The sequence below is a fragment of the Streptomyces sp. WM6378 genome, from assembly GCF_001279695.1.
Lineage (GTDB): Bacteria > Actinomycetota > Actinomycetes > Streptomycetales > Streptomycetaceae > Streptomyces.
Genome location: NZ_LGDD01000029.1, coordinates 1 through 16,353 on the forward strand (window position 1 = coordinate 1; position 16,353 = coordinate 16,353).

Genomic DNA, 16,353 nt, shown 5'->3' on the forward strand with positions numbered 1-16,353 from the left:
CCCTGACGCTGAAGCCCGGCACGGCTTGGTCGGACGCCTGGCAGCGCAGCCGAGCCGTCGCCCCCGAGGCCTTCCAGGACGACCGCGTCCTGAACCTCTGGGCCGGCGAGTGGCACGCCGACGGCCGCGCACTCCCCGCCACCAGCCCCATCGACGGCACCCCCATCGCAAGCCCGCCCCGCCTCGACGCCCCCACCGCCCGCCAGGCCGTACGAGCCTCCCTGGACCAGCACCGCGCCTGGCGCCACATCCCGCTCCCCGAGCGCAAGGGCCGCGTCAGCGCCATCCTGGACGCGCTGACCGAGCACCGCGAACAGCTCGCCCTCCTCCTCGTATGGGAAATAGGGAAGCCCTGGCGCCTGGCCGAAGCGGACGTGGACCGCGCCATCGACGGAGTCCGCTGGTACGTCGACAACATCGACGCGATGCTGGAGGGCCGCACCCCTCTCCCCGGCCCCGTCTCCAACATCGCGAGCTGGAACTATCCGATGTCGGTCCTGGTCCACGCGATGCTGGTCCAGGCCCTCGCGGGCAACGCGGTGATCGCGAAGACCCCGACCGACGGCGGCGTCGCCTGCCTCACCCTGGCCGCCGCCCTCGCCGTACGCGAGGGGATCCCGATCACCCTGGTCAGCGGCAGCGGGGGCGAACTCTCCGAGGCCCTCGTCCGTTCCCCGGAAATCGGCTGCGTGTCCTTCGTCGGCGGCCGCGACACGGGCGCCCGCATCGCCACGGCCGTAGCCGACCTCGGCAAGCGCCACATCCTGGAGCAAGAGGGCCTGAACACCTGGGGAGTCTGGAACTTCTCCGACTGGGACGCGCTCTCCTCCGTCATCCCCAAACTCTTCGACTACGGCAAGCAGCGCTGCACCGCCTACCCCCGGTTCGTCGTCCAGCGCACCCTGTTCGACCAGTTCCTGGCCGCCTACCTGCCGGCCGTACGCTCCGTACGCATCGGTCACCCCCTGGCAGTGGAACACCCCGAAGACGCCCTGCCCGCACTGGACTTCGGCCCGCTCATCAACGCGGCGAAGGCCAAGGAACTGGGCGACCAGGTGGTCGAGGCGATCGACCGCGGCGCAGTCCCGCTGCACCGGGCGACCCTGGCCGACGGCTGCTTCCTGCCCGGCCAGGACACCAGCGCCTACCTCCCGCCGGTCACCCTCCTGAACCCGCCCCCGTCCTCGCCCCTCTTCCACGCGGAACCATTCGGTCCGGTCGACACGATCGTCCTGGTCGACACGGAGGCGGAGCTGCTCGCCGCGATGAACGCCTCCAACGGAGCGCTGGTCGCCACCCTGTCGACCGACGACCCGGGGACGTACGACCGACTGGCCCCGCAGACAAGGGCGTTCAAGGTCGGCCGGGGCAAACCGCGCTCACGCGGTGACCGCGAGGAACTGTTCGGCGGCTTCGGCGCTTCGTGGCACGGGGCGTTCGTCGGCGGCGAACTCCTGGTCCGCGCCGTGACGGAGGGCCCGGAGGGAGAGCGCGCCCCGGGCAACTTCCCGGCGTACCAACTGATCCCGTAACGACCGGCCCGATCCCTCCGGCCCGATCACTTCGGCCCGATCACTCCGGGCCGGAACGGCAATGTCACCCGATGCCCTGCCGGTCCGGCTCCAACGCGAAAGCGCGCTCGGCCGCCTCCGGGACCGTGAGTTCGACGGCCTGCGCGAGGAGCTCCCGATGCCGGAGCAACGGCTCGCGGCGCGGTTCGGGAACGAGCCCGAGCAGATCGTCGAGCCCAGCCATGATCCGGCGGGTGACCTGCGGGTTTCCGACCGCGCAGAGCCGGATCTCGGCGAAGGCGAGGTCGACGAGGTCGGCCCAGTCCGGCACGTCCTGGACGAGCCGGACCTCACCCTTGCCGTCCGGATGCCCTACGGCTCCGAGAGGCCGAGGCGCCAGCGCGGTGAGCAGCTGCACGATCCGGTCGAGGCACTGAACGGCGGTGGTCGGGTCGTTGACGGCGGGCGAAAGAGCCCGCAGCGCGATATCGGAGAGCTGCCGAAGCCCGAACCCGAGATCCTGGTGGAACGTACGCTCCACACCCACCGACGCGGTGTAGCGCAGCGCGCCCCGCGAAGGCACCTTGCCCTCATCGCTCCCGTGCACCGAAAGCAGCGGGGTGCCCGGCACCACGAAGTCCCCGATGCGGGGGATGAGCCGGAGCACGACCCCCTGCCGCTGAGCGGCCCGTACGAGCCGGGCGATATTGACATCCCGCAGCACCCCGCCCTGCCCGCTGTACCCGACCCGAGCGATCTCCGGACCAAGGCCGGTCCCACCGAGGTCCCCACGAGGCATCTTGTCCACGACCCGCAGGGCCTCGCCGGTGATCCGGTCGACGACGTGCCCGACCCGCATGAGCCGCAGCGTGGAGTTCACGTACGCGATGAAGAGGAAGAGGCTCAGCGCGACCAGGAGCAGCGTAAGGACGGTCTGCAAAAAGGGGACGGTGGTCACGAGCCGGGGGTCGGTCTCGCTCTCGAAGGAGGTGAGCACGAGCAGCGACAGCGTGAACGTGGCCAGGAAGACGGCGAAGGTCAGCTTGGTGATCCGGGACCGCACGAAGATCCGGACCACGCGGGGGGTGAACTGCCCACTGGCCATCTGCACGGCCACGAGCGAAATGCTGAACACGACACCGATGAAGGTCATCATCGCCGAGCTGACCGTGTTGATCACGGGCTTGGCGTCGTTGACGATCCGGATGAGGTCGTCGACCGCGTCGAATTCCTGGTGGTCCTGGAGCGCCTGGACGATGGCCGAGTCGGCATCGTTCGTCCCGACCCACAACGCGAAGATCAGCACCATGGCCGCCGTCGGCGCGAACCAGAACGTGTCCCGCAGATGCTCGCGCAACGGCGAGAGCGCACGCGGCCGCCGGTATCCCTTGCCCTTGCTCACCCGGCGAGGCTAGGCCTGCCCCGCAGTGCTGATGCCGCCGCGCCGCCGTGTGGTCCCACAGTCGTACACACATTGGTCCTCACGGAGTACGAATCCGTACATCCGCGCCAGAAGAATGGAAGACAACGAAGCGAACGCAGCCGAACCGACATCGACCAAGGGAGCAAGAGCCATGCCCGCTGGCCGCACCAGGACCCGGACCATCGTCCTCGCCGCCGTCTCGGTGGCGGTGGCCCTCGGCTTCGCCGCGGTCGTGGCCGTGCCGGCCGCGAAGGACTGGTTCCAGAACCGCCACGACGAGGCCGCCTCCTACAGCTCCGGCAAGGAGGCAAAGGGCGACCGCGCCTCCGTACCCCGATGGCTCCCCGACGGGGCGAAGCGCATCGAGTACGCGATGAAGACGACCGGAGGCGACCGCCTCCTGAAGGCCACCCTCCCCTCGGCGACCCTCCCGCCCACGTGCAAGCCCCACAAGCCGGACCCGGCCCCGAAGCCGCCGGGCATGAAGTCGGCGTGGTTCCCGAAGCACGCCGAGCAGCGCGCGGCGGCCCGCTGCGACCTGTACTACGCGTACATGGAGGGCAACACTCTGTACGCCTGGCAGGCGAACGAGGACTGGGTCGCGGCGAACAAGGCCTGACGCCTCGCCTGACCACGCAATATGCGGGTGAACAGCACCTCAAACCCCTGGTAGAGTTCTCTATGTCGCCGCGGGGAACACGCCGCGAAGACAACACCTAGTCCGGGTGGCGGAATGGCAGACGCGCTAGCTTGAGGTGCTAGTGCCCTTTATCGGGCGTGGGGGTTCAAGTCCCCCCTCGGACACTTTCCAAGTGCACACATCAGAGCGGGTTGTGACTCAACGGTCACGATCCGCTCTTTTGCATAGTAGACGAGGTTGAGGCCCAGGGCTTCGTAGAGGCGTTGTTTGTTCTCGGGTGCGGCGTCTGTCAGGGCTGAGGTGATGTCGCCGAGCTGTTCGACGAGGTCGCGGATCTCGGGTTCGGTGAGCACGGTGCGGCGGGCGGCGGTGGTTTCGCTGAGTTGGCGTTGGGCGGCTGCTTTCTCGGTCTGGGTCTGGTTGATCCATCCGGTGACGAGTTCGGGGTCGGTGCCGCGGTCGAGGGCTGCGCGGTATTGGGCGATGCGGCGGTCGCAGTCGGCGATGGTGATGCGGGTGACTTCGAGTTCGGGTGCGGTGGCGAGGGTGCGTTCCTGGCTGCGTTGGAGTTCGTGGAGGGTGCGAGCGAGGCGGCCGGGTTCGAAGATTTTGGCGATCCAGGCGTCGAGTGGCGGCACTACGGCGTCTTCGCGGATGTAGAGGGTCGGCGGGTGGTCCAGGGCGGTGGTGCGTGCGTATTCCTGTGTGTAGCGGCATCGGTAGTTGGAGTGGCCGTTGTTGAAGCTGCCTTGCATGGTGCGGCGGCAGGTCGAGCAGCGTATCCGCCCGCGGAGCTGATAGGGGCGGTGGGTGCGCAGGAGTAGCGGCCGGGGGTGATCGCGCCGTTGGTGGCGGGAGTGGCGTTCGGTCTGCACGGCTTTGAAGTCCTGCAGGGTGACGAGGGGTTCGTGGACGGGGTTCGCAGACCAGATCCACTGGTCCGGGGTGTTCCAGGTCTGTTTGGTGCGGTGTCCGAGGGTGACGTCGTCGATGTCGAGCAGGACCTCTTCTTTGTGTTGTTTGTTCCATACTTCGTGGCCGGTGTAGCGCGGGTTGTTGAGGATGGTGGCGACGGCGCCTTTGGACCACGCGGTGCCGTGGCGGTGAGAGTTACGGGGGCGGTCGTGGGCTGACGGACAGGGGATGCTGTCGAGGGTGAGCCCGATGGCGATGGCCAGGTAGCTCTTGCCGAGCAGGTATTCGGCGTAGATCCGCTGGATGACGGGCGCAGATTCAGGATCGGGTACGAGGCGGTGCAGCCGCTTCCCGTCGGCGGCTTTGGAAGGGTTGGGATGAGGTCCGGTGTCTTCCAGTGTGTAGCCGTACGGGGGGCGGCCGCCCAGGTAGCGGCCTTCGATCTGGGCCTGCGCGGCCATCGCGGTCCGAACGCGGATCTTGATGCGGTTGCGCTCGCCTTTGCTCATTCCGCCGAAGACGGACATGACGAGGTCGTGGGCCTCATTGTCGGGGTCGATGGGCCCGCCGACTTCTGGAACCCAGAGCGGTACGGCGAAGTGGACGAAGAGGGGGAAGGTGTTGCCGAACTGGTTGCCGTAGAAGGTGCGTTGTGGTTCTCCGATGACGACGGCGTCGAAGCCGCGTTGTGGGTCGCGGAGGTCTTGAAGCAGTGCGGCGGCGTGTGGGCGGCGCTTCCATGGCAGGGCACGTGAGTGGCCGGAGTCGAAGTATTCGGCCACGATCTGTCCGCCGGCCGGTTCGATCAGTCCTTTGGCCCGAAGGAGTTGCCAGTTTTTTGAGGCTTCCGGGTCTTGGAGGTCTTCGGTCGAGCAGCGTCCGGCGAAAGCGAATCGGATCACGTCGTACTCCCGCAGAGATTGTGGTGCGGCCGGCGGTCGCCCCGAGTGCGAGCCGTCGAAGGCAGCGCCCCGTTCGGTGGTCGTCCGTGGTACCTCTGGTCGGAGAGAAGGTCCAGTTGGGGGCCGCTGGAACCAAGGGCGCGACTCAGGGCAGCCGTGGGGTCCTTCCGGATCTGCGTTCGTACGCGGCCAGGAGAATCCGCAGGAGTGCGGCTGCCGCCGCGGGCGTGAGAGCGGGAGGCTCGTGCGGGAGTACCACTTCGAGGCGGCCTGTCTGGTCGGTGGCCGGGCGGTGGAGCTGAGAACGGTCCGACGTGACGGTGGACATGCCATCGGTGTGTTTTCCCGTAGTGGACTGTCGATCGCAGCAGGGTTCAGCAGGTCCTTCTTGCCGATCGGTCTGTCGCGGAGTGGAGGGCTGCGTTGGCTGGTCCATGGGCAGCTCCAAGGGGCAGGGTGGTTACCCTCTAAGGAGAATTTTGCTCATGAAATGAGCCACAAGTACGGGTGACGACACGTCAGTAGCCTGCGGCCTAGGGGGCGGCGGGTTCGAGCTCTCGGCGGGGCGACATGCAGATGTGAGAGCGCGGTCAGCGGGCTTCCGGCGGAGCGATCTCCATCGCGGTTGGATAGTGCTGGATCGACGCTTCACCACTTGTCGGCCCTCGTCGGTCTGCCTCGGCGCAAACATGACTGGCCAGTAGTGTCAGATCCGGGTTTCCTGTGGAATTTGTGGGAGCCGGTGGTTGGGCGTCAGTGCGCCATGCCCGCGCCCGCCATGGCCGCGCGCAGCGTGTCGCCGTCCTGGCAGAGGACGGCCTGTTCCATTGCGCGCAGACGTGACCCGGGGGTGATGCCGAGCTCGGTGGCCAGGGTGGTGCGCGCGTCCCGGAAGACGGCCAGTGCCTCCGACTGCCTGCCCGTCCAGTACAGCGCCAGCATCAGGTTGGCGTAGAAGCCTTCTCGGAAGGGGTGTTGGGCGACCAGGTCAAGGAGTTCTCCGATCGCCTGCTCGAAGTGGCACAACTCGATTTCCAGCGCGATGCGTTGTTCCAGGGCTGCGAGCCGTTCCTCCTCCAGCCGGGTCGCCCTGGCTCGCAGCGGGGGACTGTCGACGTCGGCGAGCGCCGGGCCGCGCCAGAGGGCGAGCGCCTCATTCAAGGAGCGCAGGGCCTCCGCAGGGCGGTCCGCCTGGTGGGCCTCCTTGGCGTTGCGGACCATGCGGCGGAACTCGTCGACGTCCAGCACACAGGAGGCGCGGTCCAGTTGGTATCCGGAGGCGTAGGAGATCATCGCGTGCTGCGCGGCACCGGCCTCGGCCAGCGAGCGGCGCACCATCCAGATGCTTGTCTGCAGCTGCGCGGGGGCTGTGCGGGGTGGCTCCTCGCCCCATACGTCACGGACGAGCTGGTCGACCGCTACGACCTGCCCCAGAGACAGCGCCAGGGAGGCCAGGGTCTTGCGCTGCCGCGCCCCCGAGATCGCGGCGGTCCGTTGTTCCACGGTCGCCGTCACCGGCCCCAGCATGGAGAGCTGTATCTTATCCGTCCTGTGATGGTCTGATGCGTGCCTGTTCATGGAGATCCCCCCGATCCACCGATGCGCAGCCAATATCTCTTGACTGTCCCTTTACCTGCGCCGGAAGGATAGCTTCCGGTGCGTTGCGGCGCAATCTCCTTCATTTCGCAGCTAAAACGCATCTACTGGCTATTTTTCAGAGGTGAACGGGGAGGGGTTGGGAGGGGAGACTGCTTCGAGAGTGGATGGAGAGCAGGCTGGAACAAGCTCATCCGTATGGGAACAACCACCACTTCGGGCATCGAACTGCCCCTGACCGCCGCACAGTCGGGCATCTGGTACGCACAGCAATTCGCCCAAGGCAACCCCGTCTATGCCATAGCGGACTGCCTGGAGATCCAGGGGCGCATCGATCGCACCCTGCTCGGTGAAGCGGTCCGGCGGGCGGTCTCGGAGGCCGAGGCGGTGCACGTACGGTGTGGCGATGACGGGGACGGCCCCGTGCAGAGGCCTAGGCCCGCAGACGGTGTAGCAGTCCCGACGATCGATCTGCGGGGCGAGGATGATCCGAGGGCCGCCGCCGAGGAGTTGATGCGCGCGGACCTGGGGCGGCCCATGAACGTGACGAACGGTCCGCTGTTCACCCAGGCCATTCTCGTGCTCGGCGACGACCTGCATCTGTGGTACCAGCGCTGGCACCACCTTGTCTTCGACGGACTGAGCACCTCGCTGGTGGCGCACCGGGCCGCCGCCGTCTACACCGCGCTCGCCGCCGGTGAGCCCGTCCCTGCGTGCCCCTTCGGGAGGCTCCAGGATTTGGTGGACGAGGACGGTCGCTACCGCGACTCCCCTGATCGCGCGGCGGATCGGGCGTTCTGGCTGGAGCGGATGTCCGGCCTCCTGGACGTGCCCGCCCTGAGTGAGCGTGTCGCCCCCGTCGCGCACGAGCTGCTGCGCGAGACCTTCGAGGTGCCCGCCGCCGAGCGCGACGCGCTGCGTGAACTGGCGCACTCCCTGGGGACCGACTGGCCTCGTGCGGTCATCGCGGTCGCCGCCGCCTATGTGCACCGCATGACCGGGGCCGACGACATCGTCTTGGGGTTGCCGGTGCCGAGCCGCCGCGCGGCCACCGTGCGCGCGACCCCGGGGATGGCTTCCAATATCATCTCGCTGCGCCTGTCGGTCCGCCCTCACCTCGGCTTCGCCGATCTCGTGCGGCAGGTCGCCGAGGAGGCCGAGCGGGCCCTGCGCCACCAGCGCTACCGTTACGAGGACCTCCGCCGCGACCTCGGGCGGCTGGAGGACGGCGGGCGCCTGTTCGGCCCACAGGTCAACATCCTGCGTTTTGACTACGACCTGTCGTTCGGCGGGCACCGGGCCGAGCTCCGCAACCTCGCGCTCGGCCCGGTGGACGACCTGATGTTCGCGGTCTACGACCTCCCGGACCGGCTGCGGCTGCACATCGACGCCAACCCGGCCGTCTACCGCGCCGACGAACTCCGCCGCCATCGAGAGCATTTCGCAGCGTTCCTGCGCCGGGCGGTCACCGATCCCACCCGCCCCGTGGGCCGGATCAACATGCTGGACAGTACCGAACGCGCCCGCCTCCTCGGAGAGTGGAGCCGCGGCCGCCACCCGGCCGAGCCGGTGCCGGACCACACGCTGGCCATGTGCTTCGAGGAGCAGGCCCGGCGCTCCCCCGAGTCCGTTGCCGTCACCTCGGACGGCACCTCGCTGACGTACGGGGAACTCGACGCACGTGCGAACAGGCTGGCGCGTCACCTGATCGCTCGTGATGCCGGCCCCGATCGGTTCGTGGCGGTGGCGCTTCCGCGTTCGCCCGAGCTGATCGTGGCCGTACTGGCTGTGATCAAGTCGGGTGCCGCATACGTTCCGGTCGACCCCGGCTACCCCCTCGACCGCATCGCCTACATCCTTGGGGACGCGGATCCCGAACTCCTGGTGACCACGAGCGAGCTCGCCACGCGGCTCCCGGCTTCCGGGGTGCCCACGGTCCTCCTCGACGACCACCTGCTCGGCGAGGAACTGGATGCGCTGCCCGGCACTGGCCTTCAGGACGGCGAGCGCATCGTCCCGCTGTCCGGCACGCACCCGGCGTACGTCATCTACACCTCGGGTTCCACTGGCCGCCCCAAGGGCGTCGTGGTGCCGCACCGCAACGTCGTCGCGTTGTTCGCCGCCACGCGCCCGTTGTTCGGCTTCCGCGCCGACGACGTGTGGACGATGTTCCACTCGTATGCCTTCGACTTCTCCGTGTGGGAGCTGTGGGGCCCGCTGCTGCACGGCGGGCGCCTGGTGCTGGTCCCCTATGCGACCAGCCGGTCGCCGGAGGGCTTTCTTGCCCTGCTGGCGGACGAAGGCGTGACCGTTCTCAATCAGACTCCCTCCGCCTTCTACCAGTTGATGCGGGCAGACCAGGACCGCCCCGAGATCGGCGATCGGCTGTCGCTGCGCTATGTGGTGTTCGGCGGGGAGGCGCTCGATCTCGACCGGCTCGCCGAGTGGTACGCGCGCCATCCCGGCGACGCGCCGGCCCTGGTGAACATGTACGGCATCACCGAGACCACGGTCCACGTCAGCCATGGCGCCCTGGACGCGTCGACGGCCGCCGGGCAGCCGGGCAGCCTGATCGGCACCGGTCTGCCGGGCCTGCGGGTGTACGTCCTGGACAGCGGCCTCCAGCCGGTTCCGGTAGGCGTGACCGGTGAGATGTACGTGGCGGGGGAACAGGTGGCCCGGGGCTATCTGAACCGGCCGGGCCTGACCGCCGAGCGGTTCGTCGCCGCCCCGTATGGAGCCGCGGGCTCGCGCATGTACCGCTCGGGCGACCTGGCCCGCTGGACAGCGGAGGGGCGGCTCGAATATCTGGGGCGCGCGGACGAGCAGGTGAAGATCCGCGGCTTCCGCATTGAACTGGGCGAGATCGAGGCCGAGTTGAGGACGCTCGACGGGGTGCGTGACGCCCGGGTCGTGGTCCGCGAGGACGCTGTCGGTGACGCCGCGCTGACGGGCTACGCGGTCCCGCAGCCCGGCGCGGTGTTGGATGCGGCGCGGCTGCGCGCGGCGCTCGCCGAGCGGCTGCCCGCCCACATGGTGCCCACGGCCTTCGTGTCGCTGGACGAACTCCCGTTGACGGGCAACGGAAAGCTGGACCGTAGGGCGCTGCCTGCCCCCTCGCTGGAGCGCACGGGCCTTCTCGTGGCCCCGCGCGATGCCGAGGAGCAGGGTGTCGTCGCCGCGTTCGTCGAACTGCTCGCAGTGCCCGGGGCCGGCATCGACGACAACTTCTTCGACCTGGGCGGCGATTCGTTCAAGGCGGTCAGGATCGCCCGGCGCATCGGCCGGGGCCTGTCGGTCGTCGATATCTTCAAGAACCCGACGCCCCGCGCGCTCGCCGCGCGGCTGCGCGACCTCGGCGCGGCCGGAGGCGAGCGGCCCGTCCTGCACCGCCTGACGCCCGATCGCGGCCTTGCTCCTGAGCTCTACCTGGTCTGCATCCCCTACGGCGGTGGTGCCGCCACCGCCTACCAGCCGCTCGCCGACCAGCTGCCCGCGGAACTGGAGTTGTGGGCAGCCGCACTGCCCGGACACGACCCGTCCGTACCCGATGAGGAGCTGTTGACCTGGGAGGAGGCCGCCGAGCGGATAGTCGAGGAGATCGCCGCGTCGGTGCGGGGGCCATTCGCCCTGTACGGACACTGCGCCGGATCCACCCTGACGGCCCTGGTGGCACGGGAGTTGGAGCGCCGGGGCAGGATGCCGGAGGCGGTCTTCGCCGGGGCCGCGTTCCCCGCCCCGGACCCGCAGGCGCTCCTGGACTCGGCCCACGCCCGTTCCGACGACTCGCTGCATTCGTTCCTCAGCTCGCTCGGCGGCTTCGAAGGCGCGCTGGACGACGCCGATCTGCGCACCGTGCTCGCCGTCGTACGCCACGACATGCAGCAGGGCGCACGCTTCCAGACCGAGGCCCACACCCAGTGGGGGCCCCAGTTGCAGACACCGTTCCACGTCGTGATCGGTGACGCGGACGCGGCCACCGTCGGCTATGAGAGCGGCCATCTGGACTGGAAGTACTTCACCTCCCGAGTGGAGCTGTCCGTCATCCCGGACGCCGGCCACTACTTCGTCAAGCACCAGGCGCCCGAGCTGGCCCGGATCCTTTGCGACCGCCTCCTGGACCGCCCGGCCGCCGTGGGCTGCTGACCGGCCGCCCACGCCCGCACCACCGCTGAAAGGCCCCGCTCCCCATGGCGCGCATCAATCCCTTCGACGACGCCGAAGGCAGCTACTACGTCCTGTTCGACGGCGAAGGCCACCACTCGCTGTGGCCGTCCTTCGCCGACATACCGGCCGGCTGGACCGTCGCGCACGGCCCGGCCGGCCGCCAGGCCTGCCTGGACCACATCGACGTCGGCTGTCCCGGACCGCGTCCGGCCACGGCGGCCTAGCCCCCGGTTCGTTTCCCCTTTCCCGTACAACGCTCTCCCCGAAAGGCATCGGTCATGGCTGACGCGATGGTGCTCAAGGCCCAGAAGTGGGTCAACTCGACATACAAGGGCCGCTCCGGCTACAACGCGTGTCCCGAGAACGGGCGCACCGGATGGTCCACGATGTTCTCGCTCACCCGCGCCCTCCAGATCGAGCTGGGCCTCGACACGCTGTCCGACAGCTTCGGCCCGAACACGCTCGGCCTGGTCATGAAGCGCGGCGGCATCAAGACCTCCGAGAACAACAAGAACATCGTCAAGATCGTCCAGTCCGCGTTCTTCTGCAAGGGCTACCACGCCGGAGACGTCGACGGCGCCTTCAGCATCCCCACCCAGCAGGCGTCCGGAAAAATGCAGGCGGACATGGGTCTGCCCGTGCAGACCAGCGCCATTCCCCCCAAGGTCGTCAAGGGCCTGCTGACCATGGACGCCTACATCGTCGTCCCCGGCGGCACAGAGAAGGTCCGCAGCATCCAGCAGTGGCTCAACAAGAAGTACTGGGGCAACGGCACCTACTACCTCGTCCCCTGCGACGGGATCTTCTCCCGGGACGTGCAGAAGGCCCTGATGAAGGCCATCCAGTACGAGATCGGCGTCGGCGAGGCCAACGCCACCGGCAACTTCGGCCCCGCCACCCAGGCCGGCCTCAAGCAGCACCCCTTGAAGCAGGGTGACTCGGGCGTCTTCGTCCAACTGCTCTCCGCGGCGGCCGTCTTCAATGGTCCCGCCTGGTACGCCACCACCTCCGGCGAGGACGCCAAGCGCGAGGCGTCCTTCACCAGTTCGTACGACGACGGACTCGCCTCCTACCTCCGTGCTTTCCAGGAGTTCTCCGCGCTGCCCAAGACCGGCAACGCCGACTACCAGACGTGGGCGCAGCTGCTCGTCTCCATGGGTGACCCGGACCGCCGGGCCACGGCCTGCGACACCCGGTTCACCATCACCAAGTCCCGTGCGGCGGCCCTGAAGAAGGCCGGGTACGAGTGCGTCGGCCGCTACCTGGACGAGGAGCCGGGCGGCACGCTCGACAAGCCGATCAAGCCGGGGGAGCTCAACGACATCTTCGCCGCAGGCATGCGCTGCTTCCCGATCTTCCAGTACGGGGCTCGCAAGCTCGGCGACTTCTCCTACGGCTCCGGCTACCAGCACGGACTGAAGGCGCACGAGCGGGCCAAGCATTACGGGTTCAATCGCGGCACGACGATCTACTTCGCCGTCGACTACGACGCAACGGACGAGGAGATCACCAGCAACATCCTCCAGTACTTCCACGGTGTGCGTTCGGCGCTGGCCTCCCAGGGCGGGCACTACGTACCCGGTGTGTACGGCTCGCGGAACGTGTGCGGCCGGGTCACCGGCGAGGCCTATGTGCGCTGGGCGTTCGTGTCGGGGATGTCGTGGGGCTTCTCCGGCAACCTGGGCTTCCCGCTGCCGAAGGCCTGGGCGTTCAACCAGATCAAGGAGTTCCGTTTCGAGAACGGCAGCGACGTCTTCGACCTCGACCGTGTGGTGCATCGGGAGGGCGCCGACTTCGGCGTCGACTCGGTCAACGACCGCGGCACTCCTACCGACGGCTTCATCTCCTACATCGAGAACCTGTACGGACTGGCCAAGGCCTATGGCAAGGGCGACCCCAACCTTCTCGTGATGGACTTCGTCCGGCACGAGAAGTACAACGACACCACGTGGCGGACCCTCCTCGGCTCGGCCGACCAGGGCTTCATCGACCACGTACGCTCCAAGAAGGTGGAGCTGCGCAGGTCGTTCATCGACAGCTTCACCGGCACCGAGCTGGGCGCCGAGCACCTGTTCGCGACCATGTGCGGCCACTACAAGATCGCCCAGCCGGGCGGCAACCTCACCAACCGCGGCGACGTGGCCGGCTGGGGCGGCGACCTGATGACGTTCTACGGCGAGTGGCGCCGGGACAGCGACAAGCACCCCGACGGCCGCGCCTACTGCAAGGCCCGTCTGGCCAAGCCCGACGTCCTGACGTCCTTCGGCTACAGCGACCTGATCGAGGACGCCGACGGCTACCTCATCGCCAAGGCGGTCAAGGGCGGCAAGAACATAGTGGACGCCTTCCGCGCCCACTATGTGGACGGCGGCAACCTGACCCGGTTCAAGCGCTACTACAGCGAGCGCTTCCACGGCTCGAACAAGGGCGTCGTCGACGTCGCGTACAACATGCTGGCCCAGCAGGACGACAGCGTGATCATCGCGGGCATCACCTACCTGATCAACTCCACGGGCGGCTTCCCAACCATCGCCCCCGGAGCGCTCGCCTACAGCAAGCTGGAGGCCTTCCTGCTGGGCTTCGCGGACCGGCTCCAGGCACACGTCGGCGCCGAGGGAGGCCAGCGCGCCGCCTACACCATGCGCCACGGCGACCCCCGTAAGGTCACTAAGTGATCAGCTCCGACACACTCTTCATCGTCGCGAACGCGGCGGTACTCCCGGCGGTCTTCCTCCTCGGCGCCAAGCTGGTACACCTCCTGGCCACCCGCCGCCTCTGGCTGTCCCCACAGGGCGCGCGCCCCGGGGTGGAACTGACCGTGCTCTCGGTGTGCCTCGCGGTCGCGGCCTACGTGCCGGGGCTGTGGATCGGGTTCGGCACCAAGGGAAGCGCAGAGGCATGCCTACGGGCCCTCGGCAACCCGATGCGGGACGAGGGCCCCGCCGGTGAACCAACCGTCGTGGAGCGGCTGTTCCCGCTGTCCCGGGAGTGCCGCTGGAGCGATGACACCCGTATCGACCTGGTACCGCTCTGGCTGAACGTGGTGATCTCCGCCGCCCTCGCCGGAATCGTCATCGGCCTTGTCCTGACCGTCTTGCGTCTGGTGCGCGGCCGGCCGGGAAACCCCACCAACACCCCATCAGAAGGCGAGCAGTTGAAGTGACCAAGTTCAAGACCCCGAGCCGACGCGGCATACTCACCGGCGGCCTCGGCCTGGTCGGCGGCGCCCTCACGGTCACCGGCCTGCCTGGCACGGCCTACGCGACCGACCGGCCGCAGCCCTCTGAAGCGACCTCGGCCTGGTCCAAAGACACCTCGGCCAACGGCTGGCCGGTCACGGACCACGACGGCATCGCGCCCCACAAGGTCGAGGGCTCGCCGATCACGGTCTCGCTGCGCAGCGGCGACTCGGCGACCGTGCTGCTGTATGCGGCCCGCAGGTTCTTCTACGAGCTCGACTCAGAACTGCGGACCGAGGACATCAGCGGCCACACCACCGACCGCGCCGTCGCCGCGGCCTACGAGAGCAACCTGCTCTCCGGCACGGCCCTCACGATCCGCCCCGGAGCCTACCCGCTCGGCGCCAAGGACGGATTCTTCCCGCAGGAGGTCCAGGTGATCCGCGACATCCTCGCGGACTGCGAAGGCACCGTGCGCTGGGGAGGCGACGAGAAGTTCCCCAAGGAGTCGCACTTCCAGATCGACGTGAAGCCGGGCGACAAGAAGCTCACCCGGGTCGCCGCGAAGATCCGCTCCTGGGACACCACCCCCGGCACCGGCGCGGGTGCGACCGACCCCTTCACCCCTCAGCGCCGCCGTGACGCCGACGCCCTCGCCCGCACCCAGGCGGCCTGACCCGCCTGCTCAACCACCGTAACCCCGCCCGCCCCCCCCGTGCGGGCAACGCTGACGGGGCCGGCCCCAACCGGGGCCGACCCCGACGGCATGCATGCCCACCGGACCGCGAGCGGTCGGCGGCGGGCGCGACCAGGACCTGCGAGACCCGATCCCGCGGGCGAGCGGATTCATGAACGGGCGAGATGCCCGGTACCCGCCGTACAGATCTGGGGGATTCCCGGGGGGGTGTGCACTGGGCACAGGGCCCGGAGTGGCCTGAGGCATGGCAGGTGCGGGTTCCCGGCACGGCAGTATGCGGATGAGAGAGCGCAGTCAGTGGGCTTCCGGTGAAGAGATCTCCGTCACCGCGAGGAGTGTCTTGTCGCAGAGTTTCGGTTCAACGTTTAGTTGCCCGCTGTAGCATTGGTGTAGCCGTCTGGCAAACATGCAGGTGAAACGGGGTCGGCCCGATCGGGTGCCGACCCCGTTCGCGTACCCGGCGCTGGATCTGTGCTGGATGACCTGACGTCTCATCACCTGTCGTCGTCCCTGGTTATCCGTACCGGTGCTGGATCGGCGCTGGGTCGAGCCGACTGTCCGTCGGTGGGATGGCGCCGCGTCTGGCGACGGATTCCGTTGTCGACAGGGCGGCTACCGGGTGTCGTGGGGGCCGGGGTGGGGCATTGCCCCCGTCGGCTCCGGTTTGCCGGTCAACGGGAATTGCGGGGCCCAGCGCGGCGCGTCGCCAAGGGGGGGGCGTGGCAACGCGCCCTGGAACGGGCGCTTGGCCGCAGGTTCGAGTTCTGGGCAGGAGCCGCAAAACATGGGAAGCGGGAACGGCGCCGGGCGGTGGCGGGACGCTAGTGATCACAAAAGCCGTGTCGCTCTGAACCCGCGTACAGCTTGCTCATCCGTCGCTATGGCCCTGACCTGGGGTTTTACCTGGGTCGGGGCCGTTTTCTGCGGCGCGAGGTGCAACGCTTCTACCTGCGATTTCTCGCGAGTCCATGTGCGTTTGCGCACACGGATGCGTAACGCGATCTTGGTGGAGCCGTGCATCGGGGGTAGGTGGTTCCGGACCGGGCGAGGGTGAGTTCTGCGCCCCGATCGGGCAAGCTGGCGGAGGTCGTCGCGAGTCAGGTGCGGATGGTCACGACTTCCATGCGAGCCCCCAAGCTCCTGGAGCGCGGTCATGGTCTGCATCAGGGGAGCGCGGGGTGTGGCCAGGACGGCGTTGGGTCTGCTGCACGATCGGGTGACATCTTGACCTGACCCACCATTTGGGTTCCAGGCTGACCTGACCCACCATTTGGGTTCCAGGCTCGGTGGCTAACCGGCAGCCGGGATGGTGTCGTTCTCGGA

Annotated in this window: 10 protein-coding genes and 1 tRNA gene; 8 read left to right on the forward strand and 3 right to left on the reverse strand. The window is 68.4% G+C overall.

Translation table 11 applies throughout. The features are described from left to right. Nucleotides 1-2 precede the first annotated feature (2 nt). The gene (locus tag ADK54_RS05250) at nucleotides 3-1,532 is read left to right on the forward strand and encodes an aldehyde dehydrogenase family protein (protein ID WP_053724335.1); all 1,530 of its coding nucleotides are present in this window, start codon (nucleotides 3-5) and stop codon (nucleotides 1,530-1,532) included. 64 nt (nucleotides 1,533-1,596) lie between these two features. On the opposite strand, the gene ADK54_RS05255 is transcribed toward ADK54_RS05250, so the two are convergent. Beyond that, nucleotides 1,597-2,913, reverse strand: a complete 1,317-nt coding sequence (locus tag ADK54_RS05255) for a DUF2254 domain-containing protein (RefSeq protein WP_053724336.1) — start codon at nucleotides 2,911-2,913, stop codon at nucleotides 1,597-1,599. A gap of 172 nt (nucleotides 2,914-3,085) precedes the next feature. On the opposite strand from ADK54_RS05255, the gene ADK54_RS05260 reads away from it, so the two are divergent. Beyond that, on the forward strand, nucleotides 3,086-3,553 hold the full coding sequence (locus ADK54_RS05260) for a hypothetical protein (RefSeq protein ID WP_063801901.1): 468 nt from the start codon (nucleotides 3,086-3,088) through the stop codon (nucleotides 3,551-3,553). A 100-nt stretch (nucleotides 3,554-3,653) separates the two neighbouring features. Next, nucleotides 3,654-3,738: transfer RNA gene (locus tag ADK54_RS05265), tRNA-Leu, on the forward strand. Here the strand turns inward: ADK54_RS05265 and ADK54_RS42915 are convergent. Together ADK54_RS42915 and ADK54_RS05280 are read right to left on the reverse strand one after the other, a co-directional pair. Next, nucleotides 3,703-5,391, reverse strand: a complete 1,689-nt coding sequence (locus ADK54_RS42915) for a recombinase family protein (RefSeq protein WP_234391929.1) — start codon at nucleotides 5,389-5,391, stop codon at nucleotides 3,703-3,705. The two genes, ADK54_RS05265 and ADK54_RS42915, sit on opposite strands and share 36 nt — an antisense overlap. A 753-nt stretch (nucleotides 5,392-6,144) precedes the next feature. Further along, the gene (locus ADK54_RS05280; protein WP_234391930.1) at nucleotides 6,145-6,906 is read right to left on the reverse strand and encodes an AfsR/SARP family transcriptional regulator; all 762 of its coding nucleotides are present in this window, start codon (nucleotides 6,904-6,906) and stop codon (nucleotides 6,145-6,147) included. Between the two features lie 279 nt (nucleotides 6,907-7,185). Here ADK54_RS05280 and ADK54_RS05285 point away from each other — a divergent pair, with 279 nt between their 5' ends. From ADK54_RS05285 to ADK54_RS05305, 5 genes are read left to right on the forward strand one after another with little or no spacing between them, the layout of a single operon-like run. Continuing rightward, on the forward strand, nucleotides 7,186-11,133 hold the full coding sequence (locus tag ADK54_RS05285; RefSeq protein WP_053724340.1) for a non-ribosomal peptide synthetase: 3,948 nt from the start codon (nucleotides 7,186-7,188) through the stop codon (nucleotides 11,131-11,133). A gap of 44 nt (nucleotides 11,134-11,177) precedes the next feature. After that, the gene (locus ADK54_RS05290; RefSeq protein WP_053724341.1) at nucleotides 11,178-11,378 is read left to right on the forward strand and encodes an MbtH family protein; all 201 of its coding nucleotides are present in this window, start codon (nucleotides 11,178-11,180) and stop codon (nucleotides 11,376-11,378) included. Nucleotides 11,379-11,432: 54 nt separating this feature from the next. Continuing rightward, the gene (locus ADK54_RS05295) at nucleotides 11,433-13,829 is read left to right on the forward strand and encodes a glycoside hydrolase domain-containing protein (protein WP_053724342.1); all 2,397 of its coding nucleotides are present in this window, start codon (nucleotides 11,433-11,435) and stop codon (nucleotides 13,827-13,829) included. Continuing rightward, the gene (locus ADK54_RS05300) at nucleotides 13,826-14,317 is read left to right on the forward strand and encodes a hypothetical protein (RefSeq protein WP_053724343.1); all 492 of its coding nucleotides are present in this window, start codon (nucleotides 13,826-13,828) and stop codon (nucleotides 14,315-14,317) included. The genes ADK54_RS05295 and ADK54_RS05300 overlap by 4 nt, the downstream gene beginning before the upstream one ends. Further along, a complete protein-coding gene (locus ADK54_RS05305) occupies nucleotides 14,314-15,009 on the forward strand; it encodes a hypothetical protein (RefSeq protein WP_053724344.1) in 696 nt (231 codons plus the stop codon). Before ADK54_RS05300 ends, ADK54_RS05305 begins: the two co-directional genes overlap by 4 nt. The last annotated feature ends 1,344 nt before the right edge of the window (nucleotides 15,010-16,353 follow it).